The organism is Methanothermobacter sp. K4 (genome assembly GCF_022014235.1).
Lineage (GTDB): Archaea > Methanobacteriota > Methanobacteria > Methanobacteriales > Methanothermobacteraceae > Methanothermobacter.
This window is the reverse complement of the sequence record NZ_JAKLTD010000003.1, coordinates 1-23,347: the sequence shown is the minus strand read 5'-3', so window position 1 is coordinate 23,347 and position 23,347 is coordinate 1. Positions and strand designations below refer to the sequence as shown.

The 23,347-nt window shown below is 46.9% G+C and carries 27 protein-coding genes and 1 rRNA gene; 9 read left to right on the top strand and 19 right to left on the bottom strand.

The window, feature by feature from the left end:
- Positions 1 to 125: 125 nt before the first annotated feature.
- From L5462_RS06835 to L5462_RS06815, 5 genes are all read right to left on the bottom strand, one after another.
- A complete protein-coding gene (locus tag L5462_RS06835) occupies positions 126 to 1,265 on the bottom strand; it encodes a TIGR03576 family pyridoxal phosphate-dependent enzyme (RefSeq protein ID WP_237780320.1) in 1,140 nt (379 codons plus the stop codon).
- A gap of 9 nt (positions 1,266 to 1,274) precedes the next feature.
- Positions 1,275 to 1,796, bottom strand: coding sequence for a TIGR00288 family NYN domain-containing protein (locus tag L5462_RS06830; RefSeq protein ID WP_237780057.1), 522 nt, complete (start codon positions 1,794 to 1,796; stop codon positions 1,275 to 1,277).
- Positions 1,797 to 1,904: 108 nt separating this feature from the next.
- Positions 1,905 to 2,231, bottom strand: a complete 327-nt coding sequence (locus tag L5462_RS06825; RefSeq protein ID WP_237780056.1) for a hypothetical protein — start codon at positions 2,229 to 2,231, stop codon at positions 1,905 to 1,907.
- Between the two features lie 111 nt (positions 2,232 to 2,342).
- A complete protein-coding gene (locus L5462_RS06820; protein ID WP_237780055.1) occupies positions 2,343 to 3,122 on the bottom strand; it encodes a DUF6282 family protein in 780 nt (259 codons plus the stop codon).
- 16 nt (positions 3,123 to 3,138) lie between these two features.
- Positions 3,139 to 3,735 (bottom strand): FumA C-terminus/TtdB family hydratase beta subunit, encoded by a 597-nt coding sequence (locus tag L5462_RS06815; protein ID WP_237780054.1) that lies wholly within the window; start codon positions 3,733 to 3,735, stop codon positions 3,139 to 3,141.
- Between the two features lie 185 nt (positions 3,736 to 3,920).
- On the opposite strand from L5462_RS06815, the gene L5462_RS06810 reads away from it, so the two are divergent.
- Positions 3,921 to 5,738 (top strand): DUF2070 family protein, encoded by a 1,818-nt coding sequence (locus L5462_RS06810; protein ID WP_237780053.1) that lies wholly within the window; start codon positions 3,921 to 3,923, stop codon positions 5,736 to 5,738.
- An 11-nt stretch (positions 5,739 to 5,749) separates the two neighbouring features.
- Here the strand turns inward: L5462_RS06810 and L5462_RS06805 are convergent, their stop codons facing one another.
- Positions 5,750 to 6,043 carry a DUF5379 domain-containing protein gene (locus L5462_RS06805; protein WP_237780052.1) on the bottom strand — a complete coding sequence of 98 codons (294 nt, stop codon included), beginning with the start codon at positions 6,041 to 6,043 and terminating at the stop codon, positions 5,750 to 5,752.
- A 132-nt stretch (positions 6,044 to 6,175) separates the two neighbouring features.
- Here L5462_RS06805 and rqcH point away from each other — a divergent pair, with 132 nt between their 5' ends.
- Positions 6,176 to 8,137, top strand: a complete 1,962-nt coding sequence (gene rqcH, locus L5462_RS06800; RefSeq protein ID WP_237780051.1) for a ribosome rescue protein RqcH — start codon at positions 6,176 to 6,178, stop codon at positions 8,135 to 8,137.
- Between the two features lies 1 nt (position 8,138).
- On the opposite strand, the gene L5462_RS06795 is transcribed toward rqcH, so the two are convergent.
- Genes L5462_RS06795 through L5462_RS06775 form a run of 5 tightly spaced genes read right to left on the bottom strand, consistent with a single transcriptional unit; the run spans position 8,139 to position 11,445 of the window.
- Complete coding sequence (locus L5462_RS06795; protein WP_237780050.1) at positions 8,139 to 8,426, bottom strand: Zn-ribbon domain-containing protein; 288 nt, start codon at positions 8,424 to 8,426, stop codon at positions 8,139 to 8,141.
- On the bottom strand, positions 8,410 to 8,778 hold the full coding sequence (locus L5462_RS06790; protein WP_013295298.1) for a DUF2073 domain-containing protein: 369 nt from the start codon (positions 8,776 to 8,778) through the stop codon (positions 8,410 to 8,412). The genes L5462_RS06795 and L5462_RS06790 overlap by 17 nt, the downstream gene beginning before the upstream one ends.
- Positions 8,779 to 8,787: 9 nt before the next feature.
- The gene (locus L5462_RS06785; RefSeq protein WP_048176708.1) at positions 8,788 to 9,408 is read right to left on the bottom strand and encodes an Era-like GTP-binding protein; all 621 of its coding nucleotides are present in this window, start codon (positions 9,406 to 9,408) and stop codon (positions 8,788 to 8,790) included.
- Positions 9,409 to 9,427: 19 nt separating this feature from the next.
- Entirely contained in the window at positions 9,428 to 10,120 is a 693-nt protein-coding gene (locus L5462_RS06780) for a metal-dependent hydrolase (RefSeq protein ID WP_237780049.1), read from the bottom strand.
- A complete protein-coding gene (locus L5462_RS06775) occupies positions 10,120 to 11,445 on the bottom strand; it encodes a hypothetical protein (RefSeq protein WP_237780048.1) in 1,326 nt (441 codons plus the stop codon). Before L5462_RS06775 ends, L5462_RS06780 begins: the two co-directional genes overlap by 1 nt.
- A gap of 175 nt (positions 11,446 to 11,620) precedes the next feature.
- On the opposite strand from L5462_RS06775, the gene L5462_RS06770 reads away from it, so the two are divergent.
- Positions 11,621 to 11,800, top strand: coding sequence for a class III signal peptide-containing protein (locus tag L5462_RS06770; protein WP_237780047.1), 180 nt, complete (start codon positions 11,621 to 11,623; stop codon positions 11,798 to 11,800).
- On the opposite strand, the gene L5462_RS06765 is transcribed toward L5462_RS06770, so the two are convergent.
- Positions 11,801 to 12,349: a hypothetical protein gene (locus L5462_RS06765; RefSeq protein ID WP_237780046.1), complete on the bottom strand. Its 549-nt coding sequence runs from the start codon at positions 12,347 to 12,349 to the stop codon at positions 11,801 to 11,803.
- Positions 12,350 to 12,509: 160 nt separating this feature from the next.
- Here L5462_RS06765 and L5462_RS06760 point away from each other — a divergent pair, with 160 nt between their 5' ends.
- The 3 genes from L5462_RS06760 (at position 12,510) to L5462_RS06750 (ending at position 13,384) form a co-directional block, all read left to right on the top strand.
- The gene (locus tag L5462_RS06760; RefSeq protein ID WP_237780045.1) at positions 12,510 to 12,695 is read left to right on the top strand and encodes a Flp family type IVb pilin; all 186 of its coding nucleotides are present in this window, start codon (positions 12,510 to 12,512) and stop codon (positions 12,693 to 12,695) included.
- A 15-nt stretch (positions 12,696 to 12,710) separates the two neighbouring features.
- Complete coding sequence (locus tag L5462_RS06755) at positions 12,711 to 12,881, top strand: class III signal peptide-containing protein (RefSeq protein WP_237780044.1); 171 nt, start codon at positions 12,711 to 12,713, stop codon at positions 12,879 to 12,881.
- Positions 12,882 to 13,198: 317 nt separating this feature from the next.
- A complete protein-coding gene (locus L5462_RS06750) occupies positions 13,199 to 13,384 on the top strand; it encodes a Flp family type IVb pilin (RefSeq protein WP_237780043.1) in 186 nt (61 codons plus the stop codon).
- A 105-nt stretch (positions 13,385 to 13,489) separates the two neighbouring features.
- On the opposite strand, the gene L5462_RS06745 is transcribed toward L5462_RS06750, so the two are convergent.
- The 4 genes from L5462_RS06745 to L5462_RS06730 form a co-directional block, all read right to left on the bottom strand.
- On the bottom strand, positions 13,490 to 15,514 hold the full coding sequence (locus tag L5462_RS06745; RefSeq protein WP_237780042.1) for a dolichyl-diphosphooligosaccharide--protein glycosyltransferase subunit STT3: 2,025 nt from the start codon (positions 15,512 to 15,514) through the stop codon (positions 13,490 to 13,492).
- Positions 15,514 to 17,625 carry a dolichyl-diphosphooligosaccharide--protein glycosyltransferase subunit STT3 gene (locus L5462_RS06740; protein WP_237780041.1) on the bottom strand — a complete coding sequence of 704 codons (2,112 nt, stop codon included), beginning with the start codon at positions 17,623 to 17,625 and terminating at the stop codon, positions 15,514 to 15,516. The genes L5462_RS06745 and L5462_RS06740 overlap by 1 nt, the downstream gene beginning before the upstream one ends.
- 67 nt (positions 17,626 to 17,692) lie before the next feature.
- Positions 17,693 to 18,220 (bottom strand): inosine/xanthosine triphosphatase, encoded by a 528-nt coding sequence (gene yjjX / locus L5462_RS06735; protein WP_237780040.1) that lies wholly within the window; start codon positions 18,218 to 18,220, stop codon positions 17,693 to 17,695.
- 16 nt (positions 18,221 to 18,236) lie between these two features.
- Positions 18,237 to 18,737, bottom strand: coding sequence for a phosphopantetheine adenylyltransferase (locus L5462_RS06730; RefSeq protein ID WP_237780039.1), 501 nt, complete (start codon positions 18,735 to 18,737; stop codon positions 18,237 to 18,239).
- A gap of 113 nt (positions 18,738 to 18,850) precedes the next feature.
- On the opposite strand from L5462_RS06730, the gene L5462_RS06725 reads away from it, so the two are divergent.
- The 3 genes from L5462_RS06725 to L5462_RS06715 are packed head-to-tail and all read left to right on the top strand — an operon-like array spanning position 18,851 to position 22,429.
- On the top strand, positions 18,851 to 20,419 hold the full coding sequence (locus L5462_RS06725) for a radical SAM protein (protein ID WP_237780038.1): 1,569 nt from the start codon (positions 18,851 to 18,853) through the stop codon (positions 20,417 to 20,419).
- Positions 20,374 to 21,534 carry a pyridoxal phosphate-dependent aminotransferase gene (locus L5462_RS06720; RefSeq protein ID WP_370637045.1) on the top strand — a complete coding sequence of 387 codons (1,161 nt, stop codon included), beginning with the start codon at positions 20,374 to 20,376 and terminating at the stop codon, positions 21,532 to 21,534. The genes L5462_RS06725 and L5462_RS06720 overlap by 46 nt, the downstream gene beginning before the upstream one ends.
- Position 21,535: 1 nt before the next feature.
- The gene (locus L5462_RS06715) at positions 21,536 to 22,429 is read left to right on the top strand and encodes a cation diffusion facilitator family transporter (protein ID WP_237780037.1); all 894 of its coding nucleotides are present in this window, start codon (positions 21,536 to 21,538) and stop codon (positions 22,427 to 22,429) included.
- A 107-nt stretch (positions 22,430 to 22,536) separates the two neighbouring features.
- On the opposite strand, the gene L5462_RS06710 is transcribed toward L5462_RS06715, so the two are convergent.
- The 3 genes from L5462_RS06710 to rrf all read right to left on the bottom strand — a co-directional run bounded on the left by L5462_RS06710 (position 22,537) and on the right by rrf (position 23,171).
- Positions 22,537 to 22,683, bottom strand: coding sequence for a DUF6790 family protein (locus L5462_RS06710; protein ID WP_237780036.1), 147 nt, complete (start codon positions 22,681 to 22,683; stop codon positions 22,537 to 22,539).
- A complete protein-coding gene (locus tag L5462_RS09310; protein ID WP_370637044.1) occupies positions 22,649 to 22,924 on the bottom strand; it encodes a DUF6790 family protein in 276 nt (91 codons plus the stop codon). Before L5462_RS09310 ends, L5462_RS06710 begins: the two co-directional genes overlap by 35 nt.
- Before the next feature lie 124 nt (positions 22,925 to 23,048).
- Positions 23,049 to 23,171, bottom strand: a 5S ribosomal RNA gene (rrf, locus tag L5462_RS06705).
- Positions 23,172 to 23,347 lie beyond the last annotated feature (176 nt).

Below are 23,347 nucleotides of genomic sequence, written 5' to 3'. Positions count from 1 at the left end.
TCAGAATCGTTCAGATATGCCCGTTTCAGTTTTTTTTCTTGTGCGAAAATGTAAGAATGTCATTTTTAATAAAAAATTATTCCAGGAATTCAGAAATCATTCAGCGCATGAAGTCAAAAAAAACCTCATGACCCGAAGATAAGTTTCTCCATCAGCGCCCTGTCCCTGATGATGCCTGAAAGTTTATCCACTGCGTCCTCAATTGCCTCCCCCAGAAGTTCAGGCTCAAGCCTCTCCGCGTCCCTTGATGCCAGGTCAAACCTCAGTGTCTTTGATGCCCCGGGCATCCCCACGGCGGGTATGGTTATTATTCCATGGTCAGATAGGAGCAGCATTGAAAGGGCCACACCGATCTCATCACCTGTGTATGTGGAATCATAGAGTTTCTCCAGCGAATCCGGTTTTATCATTATCCCCGTGGGTGTCTCCTCCACCTTAAGGTCCCTCAGAGCCTCAAGAAGGTACCCCTTCCGCTCAAGGGTGTTGAGAATTTCAGATGGGTCAAAGCTCTCCAGTGCCCTCACCATTGCAGCGATAAGTGGGGGCTGGGCCTCAAGTCCGAACCGGTAGGCCCTTGATTTAATCCGCTCAATAAGGTCGGATCTTCCTGCTAGAAGTCCCCCTCTTGGCCCGTGCATCAGTTTATCTGTGCTTGTAACTGCAAGGTCCGCTCCCATGTCACATGCCCTCTTCTGGTTAAATAGAACCGTCCTCAGCCTTGCACCTGATGCGTCATCCACAAGTACCGGGACCCCAGCCGAGTGGGCCCTTTCAATTACATGCTGGAGCTCCGATTCATCCACCACCCGGTGGTCCATTGTCGAACCTGTCACAACCACCAGGGAGGTGTCTTCGGGTATATCCTCGGTGAAGTCATCTGTCTCATGGTACCTGGCTGCTGCCAGTTGGGTGCTTGCCGGGATGGAGGGATGGGATGGGAGCTCCGGGAGGTAGTGCACAACCAGTGAACCCTGCTCTGCAAGTTCCAGGATGGATGCAAGTATTGCGCTGCTTGTCCTGTTAAAGGCGGCAATCATCTCACCACCCATGTGCTCTCTGCCAGCTATCTGAAGTCTCTCCTCAAAGACAGCCGGCCCCACGTACGTCTCAAGGAGGCCAATATCCTCCCTTCCAAGGGGGAAACCCCCTGAAAGACCCGTGAGGTCATATATTCCCTCACGACCCTCAGTGGCAATACGCTCCCCGATTATCTGAAGGGCGTGTTCCCTGCGCTTAACCTCATTCAGGTGATCATGAAACATCACATCACCCATTCAATCAGTTTCCTCAGCGATCCTTCCCTTCCTTGGCCTGCCATTCTCTGGTTTCAGGATTATGGCATGGTCCGCAGAATTCTGGAGTGCAGCACTGAAACCTGGCTCGGCACCTATCACAATTGTATCCTTACCATTTTCCTTTGCCTTGTTTATTATGGGTAGAAAATCAGCGTCGCGTGTCATAAGGGCTATTATATCAATATTAGGGTTGTATATCAGTTCCATGGCCTCAACAGCCATGTAGACATCTGTATCTCCAGCCACGACAATTGGTGTAAAGCCCTGGTTCACAATAGCCTCTATCAGTTTATCAGAGGCGTACTGATTCAGAAGAACCTTCCCAACACGCATATTCCCGTATTCAGACATTATCTTCCTTACAAGGTCCAGGTTCAGGCTGAATTCCTTTCTGAGCATGTTCGGCCCATCCACAAGAAGGCCAATGTTCTTTTCACCGCCCTCCTTTTTCTTGATGGGAATGTATTCCTTAAGGGAAGTCAGTTTTTCAAAACTTCGCATGGTATTGAATCCTCCACTAAAAAAATTTAATCATAATAATTATTGAAGTTATTATAAATAAAGTTAAAGTTTCTTAAGGCCGGGGAAGTCCCCAAAAAAATCCCCGCATCATTCGATCTCAAGTGATAGTTCATCCTCAAAGAGTTCCCTTACAACCTCAAGGGATTTATCGTCGAGCTGCGTGATGGCACCCTCACCGCCCTCATTGTAGTAGTACTCCGCATTCACTATTCTCCCCTCATCATTGAGGTAAAGGAAAAGCCCGTCATAGTATCTTTCAGGGTTGCCTGACGGAAGAAATATCTCAATCCTCACCAGGATTTCGGAACCACATATATTGTTATAGAAGTTTTCACGTTCATCATCATTCTTCAAAAGCTTTTTAAATTGATTTATTCTCTTTTTAAGCTCATTCTCAATCTTTTTATCGGACATCATATCACTCGCACAGTTATAAAGGTTGATTTCACCCTTAATCCAATTTCTCATATATAATTTTTGATAGCAGAAGATAACGTTAATATCAATCTGATTTTCTTAGAAACGTCAGGATATCAGTTCAAGGGGGTTATCCCGGCACATCCTCATTATATCCGAGTGGGAGAATCCATGCTCCCCCATGAGGTATATGAACTGCTTCATCCCGGCAATGGGGGATGGATTGTGGCCCTGTCCGAAGTCAGTCGCCATTATGCACCTTTCTACACCAACATACCTCACAGATTCGGCTATGCGTTCAAAGTCAAGCCCATCATGGAGTGGCATGCAGGCCACAAGGCAGTGCTCAAGGTAAGCCCGCCTTGACATCTCCCTCTGCTCCTCGAGACTGGCACCCACAACACCCGTCAGTGGATGGTTGATGATAATTTTACCGACACCATAATCTGCGGCAAGGTCAAGGACATGGAATATCTCAGGGGGTTTCAGGTGCCCTGTTCCCAGGACCATGTCATGTTCAGCAACAGCAGAAAGAACGCCATCAAGGTCGCCCTCAGCCCTTCCAGCCGATACCGTGGGTAACCAGACGAACCTTCCGCCCATCATGGCGGCGGCATGGACCGCATCCGGGTTGAGGCCCCCCACCGACGTGTTCAGTGTAACACCCCCAATGACCCTCATACCCGTAACCTCAGAGACCAGCACCGCCCTACCTGAGGTGGGTTCAGTGTGACTCTTTATCACAACAGCCTCCATCCCCTCCCTGAGTGCGGCGGAAGCGAGTTCAATGTCATTCATGGATCTCTCCCTCACATCGGGGGCTGTGTGGATATGGGTGTCCACAAGTCCATGGAGTTTGATGTGCTCCGGGAGGCTGAAATCAAACATCCCACTCACACACAGCTCAATCGAGTATCCTCTGAACCTCAAGGTCGTATTCATCATCCGGTGTTTCATAGAGGCTTCTGCCATCTGAGTCCATGGCAACTATGAGGGGCCCGAAGTTCTCAACCTCCAGCTCCCATACCGCCTCAGGCACACCCAGGTCCAGCCAGTGCACTGCGGCTATACCCTTAACTGCCGAGCCATAGAGTGCCGCGCAGCCCCCCACGGCTGCAAGGTAAACAGCTCCTTTTTTTCTGAGGGCATTCCTCGTTCTATCATCCATTCCACCCTTACCTATAACCGCCCTCACACCCATATCTATAACCTCTGGCTGGAAGGGGTTCATTCTCCCGCTTGTGGTGGGCCCCACAACCACGAGTCGTGCGGGGGGTTCAATTATCGACTCACTGCTGACATCAGGTTCCCCCTCAAACCTTATTATGGGCCCTGCATGGAATATCACAGAGCCCTCAATATCAAAGGGGGCTCCCCGCTCAATTATCCTTTTATGGGCCCTGTCACGGGCCGTGAATATTTTTCCGGTGATGTAAACGATGTCACCAGCTTTAAGTTCGGTTACCTCATCTGAAAGTGGTGTTTTAAGTTTTATCTCCATAAAAACATCTCTCATACCTGAATAGAGCAATCAGTGCTATGCAATGCGGAAAGACGTGGACCATTCATCATGTTAGAGTTAAACTTCAGAGCATGCCAAGAGTGATGCCTATCGAATAAATTTAATATGGATCAAATTTTTAAATATCTTTCTCCAGTAGATCCCAGAACTAGTTGAGGTAGAATATGTCAAGCACTAAGAATGTGACTGATCTCTCAAAGTACATCATGACCCTCCCGAAAACCGAAATATCACTCCTCTCAATGATATTTATAAGCTTCTTTGTGGGTGCTGTGGGTTTTATAATCGATATGGTTCCTGGGATAAGCTTACTCCATGACACACTCTATGGGGGAACCAATGGGGTGCTTGTCCTTGGATTTTCATCAATAATGGCCGGTGCCATCACCCAGCCATGGGTCAACTCGCTGGGTGGCAGAAGGATGAAGATGAAACAGTCCATGTTCCTGGCATTCTTCTCCATGATGATTTTCTCCCTCATCTACCTTGGGGGGTGCCTGGCATCATCCATAATGCAGAGCGACCTAATACTCAACTCCATAATCCTCGCCTCTGCTGTTATATTCGCCTTCCGCCTCCTGGTGATCTGGGGAACCTCAAACATAAACTTCACAAATTCGACCCTGATATCCTCTGTGCAACCAGTTCTCATAGTGAGCATGAACATCGTTGTGGCATTCCTGAGCCTTGCAACAAACATTGGCTACTTCAGTGTGATAGGATTTTTACTGAAGATCCTCGTTGCCTCAGCGATGCTCATACTCGCCATCTACTCATTTGTCATGGTTGTTGAGTCACCCATGAGAAAGAACCTTGGAGTCGGCTCACTGGAGTTCCTGAGCCTCTTTCTCTCACATATAACCGAGGATTCACCTGAACTTGAAAGCATCTTCAGTGAGATCGGTGAACCCGTGGACACCCTTGTGGGTGTGGTGGCATTCCAGAGGGGCTCCGATATAAAGGCCCTCTTCATAAGCCCCTCTGTACACCCGGGTCCAATAGGTACCATAGGCGGTGCCAACATGCCCACCATACTCTCTCAGAGATTTGACACATTCACCATGGTGGCCCATGGTCCTTCGACCCATGACTTCAACCCGGTATCCGTTAGGGAACTGGAAAAGGTTGAGAATGCCGTCAGGGAGGCGCTTGATGGTATGGAGTACCATGAGGGCGCCAGTAAATTCAGAAGATACACCAGGAACAGCGCCACCATTGGCGTCCAGTTCCTTGGCGATGGCATGCTTATCCTTGCAACAATGGCCCCCAATGGATTTGATGACATAGAATTTGGTGTGGGCCTTTCAATGATGAACCTTGCAGGGGGCCGCTGCGGATCAAAAAATGTGGTTGTTGTGGACTGCCACAACTCATTCCAGGGTGAAACAGGCCGAATACTTGCAGGTAACCCTGAAATGTTCGACCTCCTTGATGCGGTGGACTCCATTGAGTGCCCTCCCCTCCGCCACAAACTGAGGGTTGGCTGTGCCCAGAGGAAAATGGATGGCCTCTCAAAGGAGGATGGTATTGGACAGAGCGGAGTTATGGCCATGGTGGTTGAGGCAGAAGAACAGAGGACAGCCTACGTGCTCCTTGACGCCAATAACATGGTCATGGGCTTCAGGGACGAGATACTGGAGGAACTTCTGAAGCTGGACATAGATGAAGCCGAGGTGATGACAACCGACACCCACTTTGTGAACACCCTTTCAGGAGGCCACAACCCCCTCGGAAAACACAGAAGGGATGAGATTATAGATGAAATCAAAAAGGCAGTTTCAGAGGCGGTTGAGGACCTTGAGGAGGTGAAGGCAGGGTGCAGGGTCGTCAGAATAAGGGGTCTGCACACCCTCGGCCCCACAAATTCAACGGAGCTTGTATCAACCATAAGTTCAATCGTTGCTGTGAGCCGTGTGATAGCTCCGATCATATTCGTACTTGCACTTATATTCGTCTTTGCCTGGATATTCTACTGGGCCTGAAAAAGAGGAATCTATGGGGTTATTGTGGTTGAAGTTATGAGGATTGCCCATACAACGAACCAGATGAAGAGAAATGGCACTATACCACTCCAGAGCCACCCCCTGAATCCCCCAACCTCTTCCTTACCGAATAACCTTTCTGCAATATTTCCAACAATCAACAGTATCACAAGACCCGCGAAGGTGCCGAGTGCCTGATTTTTTCCAAGAACTGCTATTGAACCATTTGAAAGGTAAAATGACACCACTGCCGCCACTATACCTGCAGGAACATGAAGAGCAGTCATTTTAGCATCAGTATCCATATTAAAACCTCCAGAGAGTTTTTCGTATCTTGATGGTCTTAAAACTTTTCCATCAAACCATGGAAAGATATTATTATACCATCATTAAATACTTAAAGCCGTCGGACTTCTGTTTCTTGCGAGGTGTTGAATATGAAGACAATGTCAAACGTTGATGTTTTTGCAGTTACCAGGGAACTCAATGAGATTCTAATGGGTGCCAGGGTGGATAAGGCCTATCAGCCCCTCAGGGACACTGTAATAATCAGATTCCATGTACCCGGAGAGGGGAGGGTTGATGTGGTTATGCAGGCAGGTGTAAGGATACACAGAACAGAGTATCCCCCTGAAAATCCAAAGATCCCCCCATCATTCCCCATGCTCCTCCGAAAGCACCTCAGGGGTGGAATCGTAAGGGAGGTCCGGCAGCACAGCTTTGACAGGATAGTGGAGATAGAAATCGAGAAGGAACAGAAATACACCCTCGTGGTGGAACTATTCTCAAAGGGGAACATAATACTCCTGAACCAGGAGGGTGAAATAATACTGCCACTTAAAAGGAAAACCTGGAGTGACAGGAGAATAGCGTCCCGTGAAAGGTACGAGTACCCCCCATCAAGGGGTCTACACCCCCTCAGATATGAGAGTAGTGAACTTGAGGAGATGCTGAAAAACTCAGACACCGACCTCATAAGGACCCTTGCAAGAAACGGGTTTGGGGGACTCTATGCAGAGGAGATCATCCTGAGGTCCGGTCTAGATAAGAATAGAGCAGCCAGCACCCTGAACAGAGATGAGATAGAAAAAATTGAGTCTGCAATAAATGAACTCTTCAAGCCGCTTAGAAACCTCAAATTCAACCCCCACATCATAAAGAACGGTGAAGGCGACGTGCTCCCCATTGAACTCATGGTGTACCGTGACAGGGGGAGGGAGTACTTTGAAAGCTTCAACGAGGCGGCAGACGAGTTCTTCAGTTCAATATTCAGGGAGGAGCTCAGGAAGGTCCATGAGGCCGAGTGGGAGAAAGAGGTTGAGAAATTCAGGAAAAGACTCCGGATACAGAGGGAGACCCTCCAGAAATTCCAGGATACAATAGATACCTCAACAAGAAAGGGTGACCTCCTCTATGCACACTACTCGGCTGTTGAGGATGTGCTCAGAACAATAAGGGACGCCCGTGAAAAATACTCCTGGAAGGAAATACGGAAGATAATAGCTGATGCCCGCAGTAGGGGAATGGCAGAGGCCCAGATGATCCAGGAAATTGATGGAATGGGAAACATGACCCTCCTTATTGACGGTGAAAGGATACGGATTGACCCGAAGCTTGGGGTTCCAGAGAACGCAGAGGTCTACTATGAAAAGGCCAAGAAAGCCAAAAGAAAAATAAAGGGTGTCCTCCAGGCCATAGAGAAAACAGAGAAAGAAATTGAGAGGGTTGAGAAGAGAAGGGATGATGCCCTCAGAAACATCATGGTCCCGCAGAAGAGGGTTAAGAGGAAACTCCGCTGGTTTGAAAAATTCCGCTGGTTCATCTCATCAGACGATTTCCTTGTAATCGGTGGAAGGGACGCCGGAACCAACGAGATTGTCGTGAAGAGGCACATGGAGCCCAGGGACATATACCTCCACTCAGACATCCATGGGGCCCCCTCGGTGGTTATAAAAAGTGAGGGCCGTGAGGTACCAGAAGAAACCATTCAGGAAGCCGCGGTTTTTGCAGCTTCATTTTCAAGTGCCTGGACCAGGGGGTTTACGTCACTGGATGTCTACTGGGTCCGCCCGGAGCAGGTTTCAAAGACTCCCAGGTCCGGGGAATTCGTTGCCAGGGGGGCCTTCATCATAAGGGGTTCCAGGAATTACATAAGGGGTGTTCCCCTAAAGGTGGCTGTTGGTGTGGTGGACCATGATGGGGAGAGGGTGATGTGCGGTCCCCCATCGGCGGTGAAAAAAAGAACGGATAATTTTGTTGTGGTAAAACCAGGTTACACCAAAAAAGAGGCCCTTGCAAAGGCCATAAAGGCAAAGGTTGATCCTGAGAATCTATTCCAGCTTGAAGACATTGTAAGGGTCCTTCCACCTGGAAAGGGTGATATTGTTACAGTAGATTAGGTTATTTAACCCTCCTCTTAAGGTTCTTCTTGAGCAGGAAGTTCAGGTCAATGAAGTATTTGCCCTCCTCATCAGAGACTATTATGGAGTCATCCTCAAGGAGAGATGTGAGGTTAACCTCATAGATACCGTTCTTCCTGACCATTATGGTCTCAATGGGATCCCCCACCGGTTCAGGGTCCCTCCTATCAGCCACATATCTGAAGTACCTGCTTCCACATTTTGGACATCCATCTGTTAGTTCCTCTGAAGACCTGAACTTCTCCCCGCACTTAATGCACTGATGCACCTGAATCACCGATCTCTGCAATCATTGAGAGGAAGTTTGACTTCCTCTTAACCGTTCGCATGACGTTGGCAGGGCCTATTATGGTGAGTCCGACTGTCCTTCTCTTTGAGAGTCCCAGGAATGCCTTCTCGTCCTTCTCAAGGGTGTATATATCTATTCCCACAAAGTTTTCAATGTCAATCTCCCTCATGGTGGTCTCTATGAGTTCAGCCTCCTCTGAGGGTGAAAGACTTCCCTCCAGGACCAGTATGTCCCCATCCTTCACACGGTCTATGATCATTGAGATCTTTTCCATGCTGCTTTTATCCTCAAGAGCCTCTGATGAAAGAAAATCCATTTTCAAGCCATCCATTTTAACCCCTCACCTGAATTTTTTAACCATCTGCATGTAAAGGTCCTCTGTGTTTTCACCGTGCAGTGCCGAGATAGGGACAACCGTATGCTGGGGGAAAACCGATATGATCCTCTCTGGAGATGACTCAGGAAGGTCTATCTTGTTTGCAACTATGAGGAAGGGTATCTTCCTCGCCTCAAGGTTCCCTATTATTGTTATATTCGCCTGTGTCAGAGGGTCCTGTGATGAATCCATGACAAGGAGTACGCCGGTAACATCATCGAGCCATTTTATTGCCTCGATTATCCCCTTGGTGGCCTCCTTAGCCCGTTCCTTGGCTTCCTGCTCTGACAATCCAAATTCAAGGAAGTTCTTGTAGTCAACCTTTGTTGCTATTCCCGGCGTGTCAATGATGTCAAAGTCAAGTTCCGCCCCATCCCTCTCTATGGTGATTCTCTCCTGTTTATACACCGTTCTTGTCTCGTGGGGTATCTCCGAGGTCAGCCCAAGGGGTTTTCCAAGCCAGTCCTCACACATCCTGTTTGCAAGAGTTGTTTTACCGGAATTTGGGTGACCGTAGAGTCCTATCTTCAGTTTCTTGTTCCTTCCGAGCAGTTTATCAAGGAAATTGGTGAAAAAATTTGCCATCCTTATCACTTCTTTATGATTAATCTTCATAGACTCCCCCAACCTCAAGGACAACGACCTCTGTGTCAGGGGAGGTTCTACCTACCATCTCAGCAAAGATCTCTGGGTCCTGTTCAATTACCGGGAAGGTGTTGTAGTGCATGGGAAACACCCTTTCAGGTTTTATCCATTCCACGGCGATGGATGCATCCTCCGGCCCCATTGTGTAGCGGTCCCCTATCGGTAGAAGTGCAATTTCAGGCCGGTAAATGGCACCTATAACATCCCTCATATCCATAAATAGTCCTGTATCACCTGCATGGTACACCTTCCCCTCAGGGGTTTCGATGATGTAACCGCAGGCGCTTCCCCCGGATGTGACCTCCTCTGTGAAGTCTATATCTGAGGAGTGCTTTGCATCCACCATCCTTATGGTGATTCCATCAACAGAAACAGTTCCGCCGATGTTCATACCGTTACTTTCAAGACCCTGCCTTCCGAAGAAAACCGAGAGTTCATGGTTTGCTACTAAAACGGCCCCTGACCTGTCGGCTATTTCCATGGCATCACCTAGGTGATCCGCATGACCATGGGTGACGCAGATGATATCCGGGTCAAATTCCTCAACCGCGGTAGTGCAGACAGGGTTGTTGCTTATGAACGGGTCTATGAGTATTCTTGTGTCATCTGAGGTTATCTCAAATGCCGAGTGTCCAAACCACTGAATTTTCACTATACTCCCTCCAGGTTGATTTCATCTGAAAGATTCCATGCCTCCTCAAAGAGTTTTTTAATTTCAGATATGGATTTCTTGTCCTTGTAGATAACACCAACCTCAAAACTCTCATATATCGGGTCTGTTGATATTATAAGGCCATTCTTATCATCTGCAACCGCTGCAACAGTATGTATATGGGGCATGGTCCTTATCTCAACGTTATTATCCATTAAGACCTTTATGAGTTCCACTGAGGCCTCATCATCAAGACTGGCCTCCTGTATTATGAGGCGGCTCTCTGTATCCATGAATTTTTTGAGCACCGAGACATCTATGTTCCTTATCCATGGATACATGAGGACAACGCTTTCTTCAGCAGCAGTTATGGTTTCCCTCATTGCATCCTGCACATCTGATGCATCAAATGACCATATTATGCTCGGTTCCCTTGTCTCGGCCCTTATTCTGTTTATGGCTCCCTTGAATGAATCCAGGCGGTCCTCCAGGAGGTCCTCAACATCATCCACGTTTTCTATGTACTCCTGCTTGAGCTTCTTTAGCCTCTCTGTCACGTAGCTGTTATCTGTCTTTGAGGGTGTTCTTCTGACCGGGGCGGGTTTTACTGGTTTCTGTGTTTTCTTTTTAGGTGGTAGACCCTTGCCCTTTTCAGATACATCTTCCTTACCCTTTCTCAGTTTTGGAAGGCTGAACAGCCTTTTACGGGATGATTCAGTGGTTCTGGATTTAGAAATCCCTTCTGCAGGAGACTTCTTTTTGGGAGCGGGTCTTATGGTCTTTTCGGGAGTGATTTTCCTGACGGGGGCTATCCTTGACGGCTCTGAAGCGATGGACTCTGATGCTGATGACCCCCCAGTAGAGGGTTTTATATCCCTTGATTCCTTCGTAGGTGTTTTGGGCATGACCGGTTTGGCTCCAGCTGATGTCTCAGGAATACTCTTTTCCGAACCTTCAGATTCCTTTTCTGGTTTTTCTTTAAGTACAGAAGGAACTCTCCTCTTTGGAGCCCCCTCAACAGCCTCAGGAGCCTTCAAAGTTGAACGCCCAACACCAACAACCTTCTTCTCAGAAACCCCCTCAACAGCCTCAGGAGCTTTAAATGTGGGCTGTCTTTTAACAGGAGCCCTTTTAGCAGGTTTAACCTTCTTTTTAGGGGTTTTTTTCTCTGATGAAGCTTTAATAGATCCTAGGTCTATTCTTCCTGCAAATAGAAGGGTTATTATAAGACCAGGTACAAATAGAACGAGCCCCAGAAAGAACATGAAAATATTCGGCGGTGTTGCAAAGCCAAGGGACATGAAGTAAAGGCCAGCAAATATCATTAAGATTCCAGCAAATGTAACCAGCAAATATATCATTGAATGCCTCCCGCTCCCGGAATTACTAGGTTTAAATTAATATTTTATTATCCGCATTCATTTATAATGTTTTTTAGGGTGAAGTTTATATAATGTGATTTTTATAAAAGGGTGTATAAATTAATTGGGGTGGATTTCAGTGATAATAGTTTTTGATGAATGCGGTCAGGGAGCCGCTGAGTACATACTTCTCTTTGGTGGTGTGATTGTTATTGCGATAGCAACCCTTCTCATCTATACAGAGTACATAAAAACAACGAATCCTCTTAATGTTGCCACGGACCTCAACAATGTCAGGGAAGGCGTAAACAGCGGATAATCACATATTCCCTGCCCTGATCTCAAAGTATGTTATAAGGTGCCTGAGCTGCTCAGGGGCGTCATCCTCGTCACTCAGGGCATAGGCAAGTTTCTGTGTCATTATACGTTTCTGGTCAGGGTCCAGGGACAGTATTTCATTTACTATCATCCCAAATATGGCCTCTGCGTCAACTCCAATCTCGGCTGTTTTAGCTCTGAAGATTTTTTTGAGTTTGTTAAGTGCTGATTCTGATTCATGCAGGTTTTCAGATTCAAGTTTCCTTATTAAAAGGTTCATCTCAAGGGGATCCCTCTGCACAAGACCAAATATTATGCCATCAGGTTTAAGGGACTGCACCCTATCAACACCATTGTATATGCCGAGGTCATAGCCTGTGACGGTTATCCTGCTGGCCTTTAGAAGCTTGAAGATGGCCTCATTTATCGTCTTATCGGTGACACTGAACTCGATCCTGGACCTTATCCTATCTACAATCTCTGCCCTGCTCAGATCCCCGTCCTGGAGGATTTCAAGTATCACCCTGTCAATGTTGTACTTCCGCGGCATCACATCACCTTTGTGATATTATGAACAAAACCATTTAAATATATTTATATCGATGTGAAATGAATGGTTTAACTGGAAAGGTTATCCGCTAAATTTATAAGTGGTTAACAACATAAGATGGAACAAGCCAGAACTGGTGAATAAATGGAGGTGTGAAAATATGAAGTTCCTGAAAGATGAAGCCGGACAGGGCGCAGCTGAATACATACTGCTCTTCGGTGGTGTAATCGTAATAGCAATCGTCGCACTACTAATCTACAGAGCATACTTCAGCAGATCAAACCTGAACGCCGCACAGGACATAAACAACGTAAGAGGAAACGTCCAGACAGGCGCAGGAATCTAAGAGTCGATTGAATTGTTGATCGAGGAAGAGGCCCAGATAAGCGCTGAAATGATACTGATCGTAGGAGCACTGCTGGTAATAGTCATAGCCGTAGGCTCCTACATTTTCAACATCTCCGGATCAATAGCAGGAAACATCAGCGAAGTAATCAACACAGCCCGTGACACCACGATCAACAAACTCTAATTACCTTTTTTTAAATGCCTTTATTTTTGTCAGATTTTTTGTGTTGAGGGTTTTTGTGTTAAGATCTGCTCCATCCAACGTTTTTCATATTTAACAAAGAATAATCCGCCGAAACCATATTTTCTACTCGCAGATACATTCAGGACCCCATACCGATATACAGATCTTCATGTGCTCCATGAGCCACACGGTAGCCAGACCTTATCACTAATATCTTGACAGCAGCCCCCCACCTGCTTATTTTATGGCAAGCATTTATCATTATGGAGTTACAATATAACAAGTATGTTAAACTAAATAGAGGGAGGTGTGAAAATATGAAGTTCCTGAAAGATGAAGCCGGACAGGGCGCAGCTGAATACATACTGCTCTTCGGTGGTGTAATCGTAATAGCAATCGTCGCACTACTAATCTACAGAGCATACTTCAGCAGGACAAACCTGAACGCCGCACAGGACATAAACAACGTCAGGGAAAACGTCCAGACAGGCGCAGGAATCTAAGAGTCGATTGAATTGTTGATCGAGGAAGAGGCCCAGATAAACGCTGAATGGTATTCAATAAATACCGCCCGTGACACCACGATCAACAACTCTGATTGAGCCTTTTCAAGAATTCTGGAGTACATAAACCTTTATTTCTGGATTTTCATAAACCAGCATGAACCTGTCATCATGAACTCCCAGCAAAAGCCTTAAGAGCAGTGAGTTCCTGTATTTTCTATTCATGAGGTACATTCCACCATCCATCTCCACTAGTGATCTTTTTCCTGAAGGATTGATGATCTCCTCCTCAATGTGGTTTCCTCTAACCCATATCCTGGAGAATATATCCTCTGAAAGTGTGCAATTTCTATCCACTCTGACAGCCACCTCGCTGATCATCTGATCCGGAATCACCATGACTATTTCGCGTGAATTGAGAGGATGGGTCCTGCTGACTACCCTGAGTGCCTCCTCCTCATGAAAACTGTATTTCTTCACCAGTAACTCTCTGGCCTGAGATCTGTTGAGGGAAAGAATCTCCCTCATTATTTTGAGGGACCTTACGCTGTCGCCTGTATAGTTCTCAATGAGAAGGTATGCCTCATCACCGGAGTTGGAAAGCATCCTCAGTATATTCACAGATAGCGTCGTGTTGCCAGATGAGAGGGCCCTGCTGATCCAGTAGTCCCTTGCAGTTAAGGGTATCCTCGGGTCAATGGATGGTCCATACCACAAATTCCTGGCTGGTAATGTCTCAATGTAGGCCAGTCTGCCGTCATATAGAACAGGCCTATCTGCTTCAGATGTATAGAAGTGACCATAACTCCATTCGGTTACTATAACTGAATCCCTGGAAGTATTCTCAGCTATCCAATTTGCTGATTCCTCGAAGTAGTCATCATAACCTGGTTTTAAATCTCCAAGCATACCCCACGATATGAAAACCTGGACCAGAACCAGCGCCATGATGATAGAAGATGCAACCATTTTAATCTTTTTAAAGGTAGTGGAGGAATATTCTGTCACCATACCTGTTAATATCCCCGCAGATATCGAAAGTGGTGGTATAAGGAACATGATGAACCTTACGCCCTTCATGAGCATCAGCACACCTGTGAGGACCCAGAGAGAAATTATGATAATCAGAATTTCCGGTGCACTGTCACATCCACGAATAAGGTAGAGTGGAATCCCCGAGCCTCCCATAATAATAAGCACAGGGGATATATACCTCAGGATTTTATCAGGAGATGCAGGCTGAAGCTCCGCCACTGTGGTATAGGAATCAGGCCAGGGGTACCATAACGAGTGATTCATGAGGTCAGGTAATCTCAGAGGTGCCATGACAAGCTTAATGAGTTCAAGCCGGTTCAGGAGTATCAGAAGAACAAAAAGAACAGTGAATGCTGGAATGAAGACCTCCACAATATCCTTCATGTTTTCACTGTTTCTAAACACCACCATACAAACCAAAAATGCTGCAAAAAGTATGTAAAACATTATCTGCCATCCACTCCATGTGATTGAGAAGAGAAAAAGGAATAATCCCGCGCATGATGATAGGGGAATCCTGTTCTTTTCACTGCACTCTGCCTCAACAAGAAAGAGTAGTGTTGTTAGGGGAACTGTGATAACAAGCATGTCGGTATCATAGAACCCATAAACAGTTTTAATGAGATAGAATGGGGCCGAGACAATGAGAATACCTGCCACAAATCCAGGGAAGTTCCCATAAAACTTTCTCACAATGAGAAAACATATTATTCCTGCAAGTGGAGCTGTAAAAGCAGGCATGAGAAGGCAGATCTCACGGAGGCTCACCGGTGCAACTGCACTGATCAGTGCATATAAAGTTGAGGCCATGATGGGGAGTAGTGGGGGGTAATCCAGGGGAACACCGGGAGGATAATATGAGTGAAGATCCCATGGCATCCCATCAATCACCGCATCACCCATGTGCCCCCCTGTTACGATGTTCTCTGTGAGGCGGTAATTGTAATAGGAATCGCTCTCCTGAAAATACTGCAGCCCATTTTCATCAGTATACAGAGGATCATCAAAGAAGGCATTTTCCATCCTCAGAAAGAATCCCAGAAAGAATATAACTGCAATGAGGATAAGGGAAATCCTCAAATCCCTCCCCAACATCACCTCAACCCCCAGATTGTTACATGACGATTTCTGTATATTCTCCTGAAGTGTTCGCCTTCCTCTTCAAGGAGCACCAGTTTTACAAATAGGGAATCATCAAATCTCCTATCAATAATTATGGCCTCACCTTCATCTGGGAGAAATATAACAGAAAAATTGCTGGATTCATCCACATTAACCCTTTTCACAGAATTTCCGTCTTTTATTATGAAACGGTAGGGTCTCTTACCCCTCCATGAGCCCTCCTCAACCGATTCCAGCATTTCAGACCTTCCGGTATCTGCAACCTCATAGAGAGGCTTCTGGGTCTTTGAGGTGAAGTTCCATGAGCCATAGTAAAGGTACCAGTAACCTATGTACTTCATACCCTCAGTTGTTAGAATAACATAGTCCCTTCTCTCTGGATGGGTATATCCAAGGAGTTTATCTGCAAACCCCATGTCAAGGCCGTACTTTCTGATTAGTATTTCCTCCGCAGATCTTCTGTCGACACCAAGGATATCGTTGAGTATCTGAACCGTTAGTGACGTGTTTCCTGTCCTGTTTTCAAGGAATGAAACTGCTGAGTCCCCTGACGATGTGAGCATCGTTAATATCCCAACAGATAAACTCTCATTGTCTGTCTCGAATGCCCTGAAAATCCAGTATGCCCTCGGGGTATTCTGTGATCCCCCATCAAAAAGAACCGGTCTTTCTGCAGCGGCTGTGATGTAGTGGCCATAGCTCCATTCAGTCACAACAACGGTGCCCTCTCCTGTCCCATCCTTCAGAAAATCCGCCGCATCCGCGAAGTCATCATTTATAAATGGAACCCTGCCAATCTCAGCAGCCTCGATGGTGGCCACTGAGATTATGAGGACCATTAGAAGAATCACAGGAATATCCACCCTGAAGTTCCATCTGCAGCTGATGGCCCTCATATATGAGAAGACAACACCAATGAATATGCCTGATATGAATGTGAGGGGGGTTATTGCGAGAATACCGAAGCGAACACTTATATAATATGCGGTAAGCCCTGCCAGCATCCATACCAGTGAAAGGGTAAGGATGAATGGGTTGAATGATGGGAGATGTTTCCTCCTCATATCTCCCCTTATAAAGATGCTGATAATCACAAGAGCCCCGAAAACACCGAACCCCAGGTTGAGGGGTCCCCCAGCGGAGATGAACACCTCAACTGAGGGATGGCCAAGTTCTGAGACCGACTCATAGATATCTGGCCATGGCCCGGTCGATGATGTTGAGTCAAGGATGGCAAGGGGGTTGATCCCTGAAAGCTGCTGGGGGCCATTGAATAATCCTATTAGAAGAATTGCCAAAAAAACTGGAAGGAAGAGCCTCTCAATGCATGATAAATCAAGCGTTCCCATCCTCCATGATATGATTGAATAAATAAAGGCCGATGCAAGGGTAACATAAAACATGAAAGGCCAACCTGTCCATGAAAGGGAGAAAAGCAGCATGGAAACCGCAAAGAGTAACCCGGAAGTGATGTATCCATATTTATCCCTGGATTCCACCACACCCGTGTAGAAAAGCACAATTAAAGCTGGCATCAGACAGTTGAACATGTCTGTATCAAAAAAGCCTGGGATGGTCCTTGCAAAGTAGAGGGGTGCTGTGACCATCAGGATACCCCCAGCGAACCCTGCAGCGTCACCAGCATACTTTCTGATGAGGAAGAACATCACAGTACCTGCAAAGGGTGCCACAACAGCCGGCAACCAGAAGCAGAGCTCATAGAGGCTCATATCTGTGAAGGGGTCAAGAAGCCTGTAGAGCATTATAGAAACCCATGATATCACTGGTGGATAGACAGCGGGTCTTCCCGGGGGGTAATAGGAATAGGAGTCCCATGGAATCCCGGCTCTCAGTGTATCCCCAGGATGACCGTTTTTCAGGTAGTTCTCTGTGATGCGGTAGTTGTAGTAGGAGTCCAGTTCATACATGTATGGGAGGCCCTGATCATCTGTGAGATATGCCCTCTCAGTCCCATTGACGTCTCCAAGATGAACCGTGTCAGCTCTCAGGATGAAGCCCGTGAAGAATATGAGCAACATCAGAAGAAAGATCTTCACGTTTTCATTGACTTCCAGGAAAAACACCACCTATTCAAGACTTTTATGGAATAGTAATACTAATTCTGAAAAAGACTTCCAGGAAAAACACCACCTATTCAAGACCATAGAGTGAGGGGTTCATGCGGGGTATCATGGCCATGAGGACGCACTGCTCTGTATTCCCAACACGGTCAAGCAGCCCATGGGAGAGGAAACTCACAGCACCCCTCTTCCTACCCAGTTCATCCACACCTGTAAGTTCATCCATAACATCCCCAACCTCCCTGCCTGAGAGGACCTCCTCAACCACCCTGGGAGGGTATTCAAAGCCTGCGCTCACCCCCACTGTTACATGATCACCATCATATATGGCGCACCACTGGAGGTCCACAAATCCCGTGATTGTCCCCGGTACCCTGTGAAGCCCGGACTCTATACCAACACTCAGCTCACAGTTGATGAAAGCCCCTCTTGCACGGTTGATGGCCCCCTCAACAGTCTCCTCAAGACCCACTGGCTGATCAGATACTCCTGAGTCAACCTCAACACCCCTGACCTCAATTTCATCGAATATCTTTCCAAGGACATTCTCTGTGGCCTTAACCTTAACAGGATTTGTTGATCCCACATTAACCCTCATGTAAACACCCCGGGATTCACCGATTTCTCTTCCTCTTTATGGCATGGCGTATCCTCTCAATCAGATGCCCCATCCTGTCTATCTCCCCCCTCCTTATCCTGGTGGATGAGATGGGGATACCATCATCTGCGGGCACCATGTCAATGGTTATGATATCAAGTTCCCTGAAACCCTTTCTTTTTCTTATTTCATTTATCTCATGGGCAACCGGCTCGGTCTCCCTGCTTACCACTATGGCATCGAAGCGTTCATCTGTAACCGTGGTGCCATAGGGGTCCTCCAGCCTCATTATATGGTACTCGGTATCCTTATCCGAAAGATAATCCTCAAGATTCTTCATCCTGACACTGCAGGGTTCTATATCATCTCCCTTTGCCGAGGCAAATTCATCTGATGTTACACCAATCATCACGGTATGCCCTACACGGAATGCCTCATCAAGGAGCCTTCTGTGGCCCTTATGAAATCTGTCAAAGGTTCCTCCAACAGCAACAAGTGAGTACTTCTTTACCTTCATCCTATCATCTTCAGAAGCCAATACCCTAATTATGTTAGAGTTAAATTTATATTATGCGGACACCCGGCTCATTATGGCCACTTTAAGTGCAATGAGTTTATAAATTATAGATCATGCAGCTTCGGGAATACAATGTCATCATCAAGAACCCCCGGATGGTTGATGTCAGGGTCGCATCCTGTTACCCGGGGCCCTACAGGACCGCCATGTCCTCACTCGGTTACCATATAATATACCATCTTATAAATTCAAGGGATGATGCATGGTGTGAGCGGGCGATACACCCCTACAAACGAAGCCTTGAATCTGGAAGTCCGCTGAGGGACTTTGATATAATCAGCTTCACTGTGCACTACGAGGAGGACTATTTCAGGGTCCTCCAGATGCTGAGGGATGGTGGTGTTTCGCCAAGGAGGGATGAACGTGATGGTCCCCTTGTAATCGCAGGGGGGCCCTGCATAACATCCAACCCCCTTCCACTCTCAGATTTCATTGATCTATTCATAATAGGTGAGGCTGAGCCGGTGCTCAACAGGTTAATCGATCGTTATCTTGAGCTGGATGATCCTCGCCGTGAGATTGACGAATTCATGGATATAAGGGGTGTTTACATTCCTGACAACCCTGCAGAGAGGGTCATTGTTGAGGATATGGACAGGGCATGTCACCCTGTAAGACAGATAGTTCCCGTTACAGAGGATAAAAAGATGGTCCCCTCACTTGGGCGGTCATTCCTCCTGGGTGTTTCACGGGGGTGTTCAAGGGGCTGCCGTTTCTGCATGTCCGGCTACCTCTACCGCCCCAAGCGTGAGACATCACTCACCAGACTCCTTGATATCGCAGAGAGGGGCCGTAATGCCACTGGCTACAGTAAAGTCTCACTTATAGGTGCTGCTGCCTCTGACTATTCACGTATAGATGAACTCTCCTCCAGACTTGTGGATATGGATTTCATGGTTTCCATGCCATCACTCAGAATAGAATCACTATCACCCCACCTCATGGACACGCTGCTTGAAGGGGGACTTAAAACAGTTACCGTGGCGCCAGAATCAACCCTTAAATTGCGAAGAAAACTTAACAAGCCCATAAGCGATAGTATGGTATTTAAAAAAACAGAGGATGCTATAAAAAGGGGTTTTCGTGTTAAAATGTACTTCCTTACAGGGGTCCCAGGGGAGTCAGAGGCGGACCTTGAGGATCTGGCGCGCCTCATACGTGGGCTCCATGAAATAAGAAGGGGGATGGTAAGTTTCAGCATCAACCCCCTCATCCCCAAACCACACACCCCCCTCCAGTGGATGGAATATGACATGAGGAAAATGAAGAGGAAGATCAAACTTCTGAGGAAACTCACAGGGGGGATTCCTGTTAAATTTGGAAGTCCCCGCAGTGGGCTCATACAGTATGTGCTCTCAACAGGCGGCCCTGAAACCGGAAAACTCATTGAAAGTGCTTCCCTTTCAAAGGTACCCCTGAGGGAATGGGAGCTCTACTGCAGAAGGAGAAACCCCGGCGATGCTCTCCCATGGGATAATATCAACCTCGGACTGAGGAAGGACTTCCTTATGAAAGAATACATTAGGATGAAGGAGGAGAGATTAACACCATGGTGTGAGGAGTCAGGATGCCATGGATGCATGGATCGCTGTTCATGGCAGCAGGAAGGGCGATTAAGATGACAGAATTTGCTTCAAGAATAAGGGACATAAGGCTCTCAGAGATAAGGAAAATGTTTGAAGTTGCAGGTGAGGACACAATAAACCTCGGGATAGGTGAACCTGATTTCAATGTACCTGAACATGTGCGTGAAGCCCTCAAGGAAGCTGTGGACGAGGGACTGACACACTACACATCAAACATGGGTATGGATGAATTAAGAGAGGCCATCTCAGAGAAACTCAGAACAGAAAATCGGGTCCATGTGGAACCTGAGTCGATAATAGTAACCGTTGGCGCCAGTGAAGCGATATTCATGTGCACACAGGCCCTTCTTGATAGGGGGGAGCGCGCACTGATACCTGACCCTGGTTTCCTATCATACGATGCCTGTGTGAAGCTGGCAGAGGCCATAAGTGTCCCTGTACCCCTCAGTATGGAGGAAGGATTCTCCATGACCCCTGAAAGGGTTGAATCACTTATCACAGACGATACAAGGGTCATAATAATGAACTCACCATCCAATCCAACAGGTAGCGTTATGGGTAAAGAAGAGGTTAAGGGCGTCGCTGAAATAGCAGAGGACAGGGATCTACTCATAATCTCCGATGAAATCTATGAAAAGATCATCTATGATGGAAAACATTACAGCCCCGCCCGTTTCACAGATAACGCCCTGGTCATCAATGGTTTCTCAAAGACATATGCCATGACCGGACTCAGGATAGGTTACGTTGCCGGCCGTGAAGATATAATTGAGGAGCTTCTTAAGGTTCACCAGTACAATACCGCCTGCGCACCATCCGTGTCACAGTTTGCTGCCCTTGCAGCCCTCAGGGGCCCCCAGGACTGTGTGAAGGAGATGGTGGATGAGTTCAAAAGAAGGCGTGACCTCATGTTCAGGTCCCTCACTGAAATGGGCCTTGAATGCACTCTTCCAGGCGGTGCATTCTACATGTTCCCCCACGTGGGTGACTCCAGGGGTTTTACAGAAGGGGCGCTTGATGCCGGTGTTGCAGTTGTCCCTGGATCTGCATTCGGAAGTGCAGGTTCAGATTATGTTAGAATGTCCTATGCAACATCCTATGAGCTTATAGAGGAGGCCATGGAACGCTTGAAAACCATGTGTGGTGTTTGATGTGGATGATGTTGAGAGGATGCGCCTTGGAAGGCGCGCAGCTCTTGCGGGTATAGGTGGCAACATAATTCTAACAACCCTGAATTTCATTGTGGGGGTGTCCTCTGGTAGTGTTGCCCTTGTTGCTGAGGCCGCCCACACCCTATCCGACGTCATGACATCAATAATCACATACATAGGATTCAGAATAGGGCAGCGACCACCTGACAGGGAGCATCCCTACGGGCATGGGAGGGCTGAGGCTCTTGTTGGGCTTGTGGTTGTTTTATTCCTTGGTATCATATCCTATGAGATAGTTTCTGAGGCATACCGTAAACTTTTCATTGAAGTGGCACCTCCAGATTACACCGCCGCCCTTATGGCGGCTGCGGGTATAGTTGCAAACATTTCCATGACCCTATATATAAGGAGAATTGGCGAGAGGATAAACAGCCCCGCAATAGTGGCGGATGCCCAGCACCAGAAGGTTGACATCTTTTCGTGTATAGCCATAATGGTGGGTGTTGCAGGGTCCAACCTGGGTTTTAGGTTCCTAGACCCCCTGGTTGCCGTGATAATAGCAGTGCTTGTTCTGAAAACCGCCTTTGATGTTGGCCGTGAAAATGTCAACAATATACTTGGAGCGGTTCCATCTCCCGCGCTTATGAGGGACATTGAGACAGCAGCCCTATCTGTGGACGGGGTCATGGGCATACATGATGTCCGTATAAATTACTTTGGACCCTATGCTGCAGCTGATATCCACATCGAGGTTGATGGGAACCTAGTACTCCGTGAAGCCCACAGAATAGCACATGATGTTGAGGGAAAAATCATAGCTGATGTTGATATGATAAAAATTGTCAATGTCCATGTATGCCCTGTGGGGGAAAAAACACGGTGCGCCGACTGGTAAAATATTAATTCTTTAAACAGCCCTTTTCCGCTAAATCAAATCAGTACAATAATTTTATTAATTCTCTAAAGCAGTTCTCTTCTGGTAAATCAGGAGCAGAATCAGTATCAGAGGTACACCGATATCACTGTGAAGTGGTGCACCTGTATGCCCGGAGAGTAGCTTCCCATCATAAGCGCATCCATGATATGTCCATAAGCGGCTCCAGGGTAGAATACGCTAAACCCCACTATGGTTGCCGTCCAGAATAACATCGAAATTTCCAGTATGAAAGACCCGGGACACCAAATGAGAGGTTTGCAAAGGTAAACTCCTGAAATGGGTTTTAGTCGGCCATCCTATGTAGCGGGCGATCGTATCCTGCAGGAATGTGTGTCCAGCGAATGCCCAGATAGAACCCAGTCCCACCTGTACGGTGAGGATTGAAAGGAGAAGTATTTCAACAAATTTTTCAGGATCAAGTGATGACCTGTTACTGTAAGACAGAAAAAGAATCGTAAGGATGGTTAATTATAATACAGCTCCATTTTCGCATCTGCATTTGAGTTAATAAATCTATGTAAATCCATGCAGTTGAATGGATAAAATTTCCTGTTAAAAAAAGTGAGTATGAGGTGTGGTCTGGCAGTGAAGTGGGCTTCCCACAGCAAAACACCGCAGTACACACCCACAACGCAACAGGACTTAACTACTGAGATCGAAACGAGATCAGGTATAAAACCCCCACGCCATGACCGCCAAAACCACAACACAACAAATCCACACATAAAAAAGAGAAACCCCACAAGGAAAACCCAAAAAACCACTAACACCCAACCAGAAAAACAGCCACCAAACACAACCAAACCCCACAAAAAAGGGACAAAAAACCTTGGAAACGGCAGGCTAAACAACTCGGCCCAAAAACAGGCCTCGAAG

Coding starts and splice junctions, on each gene's coding strand:
- L5462_RS06805 (WP_237780052.1), bottom strand. CDS start 6,043: ATGGATACTGATGCTAAAATGACTGCTCTTCATGTTCCTGCAGGTATA.
- L5462_RS06815 (WP_237780054.1), bottom strand. CDS start 3,735: ATGGAGATAAAACTTAAAACACCACTTTCAGATGAGGTAACCGAACTT.
- L5462_RS06825 (WP_237780056.1), bottom strand. CDS start 2,231: ATGTCCGATAAAAAGATTGAGAATGAGCTTAAAAAGAGAATAAATCAA.
- L5462_RS06790 (WP_013295298.1), bottom strand. CDS start 8,778: ATGGATGGCTTGAAAATGGATTTTCTTTCATCAGAGGCTCTTGAGGAT.
- L5462_RS06710 (WP_237780036.1), bottom strand. CDS start 22,683: ATGTTATTCTGGACGGCAACCATAGTGGGGTTTAGCGTATTCTACCCT.
- L5462_RS06775 (WP_237780048.1), bottom strand. CDS start 11,445: ATGATATTTGCTGGCCTTTACTTCATGTCCCTTGGCTTTGCAACACCG.
- L5462_RS06750 (WP_237780043.1), top strand. CDS start 13,199: ATGAAGTTCCTGAAAGATGAAGCCGGACAGGGCGCAGCTGAATACATA.
- L5462_RS06730 (WP_237780039.1), bottom strand. CDS start 18,737: ATGAAGGTAAAGAAGTACTCACTTGTTGCTGTTGGAGGAACCTTTGAC.
- L5462_RS06785 (WP_048176708.1), bottom strand. CDS start 9,408: ATGGCAAATTTTTTCACCAATTTCCTTGATAAACTGCTCGGAAGGAAC.
- L5462_RS06720 (WP_370637045.1), top strand. CDS start 20,374: ATGCATGGATCGCTGTTCATGGCAGCAGGAAGGGCGATTAAGATGACA.
- L5462_RS06725 (WP_237780038.1), top strand. CDS start 18,851: ATGCAGCTTCGGGAATACAATGTCATCATCAAGAACCCCCGGATGGTT.
- L5462_RS06810 (WP_237780053.1), top strand. CDS start 3,921: ATGTCAAGCACTAAGAATGTGACTGATCTCTCAAAGTACATCATGACC.
- yjjX (WP_237780040.1), bottom strand. CDS start 18,220: ATGAGGGTTAATGTGGGATCAACAAATCCTGTTAAGGTTAAGGCCACA.
- rqcH (WP_237780051.1), top strand. CDS start 6,176: ATGAAGACAATGTCAAACGTTGATGTTTTTGCAGTTACCAGGGAACTC.
- L5462_RS06830 (WP_237780057.1), bottom strand. CDS start 1,796: ATGCGAAGTTTTGAAAAACTGACTTCCCTTAAGGAATACATTCCCATC.
- L5462_RS06820 (WP_237780055.1), bottom strand. CDS start 3,122: ATGTTTGATTTCAGCCTCCCGGAGCACATCAAACTCCATGGACTTGTG.
- L5462_RS06760 (WP_237780045.1), top strand. CDS start 12,510: ATGAAGTTCCTGAAAGATGAAGCCGGACAGGGCGCAGCTGAATACATA.
- L5462_RS06765 (WP_237780046.1), bottom strand. CDS start 12,349: ATGCCGCGGAAGTACAACATTGACAGGGTGATACTTGAAATCCTCCAG.
- L5462_RS06745 (WP_237780042.1), bottom strand. CDS start 15,514: ATGTTGGGGAGGGATTTGAGGATTTCCCTTATCCTCATTGCAGTTATA.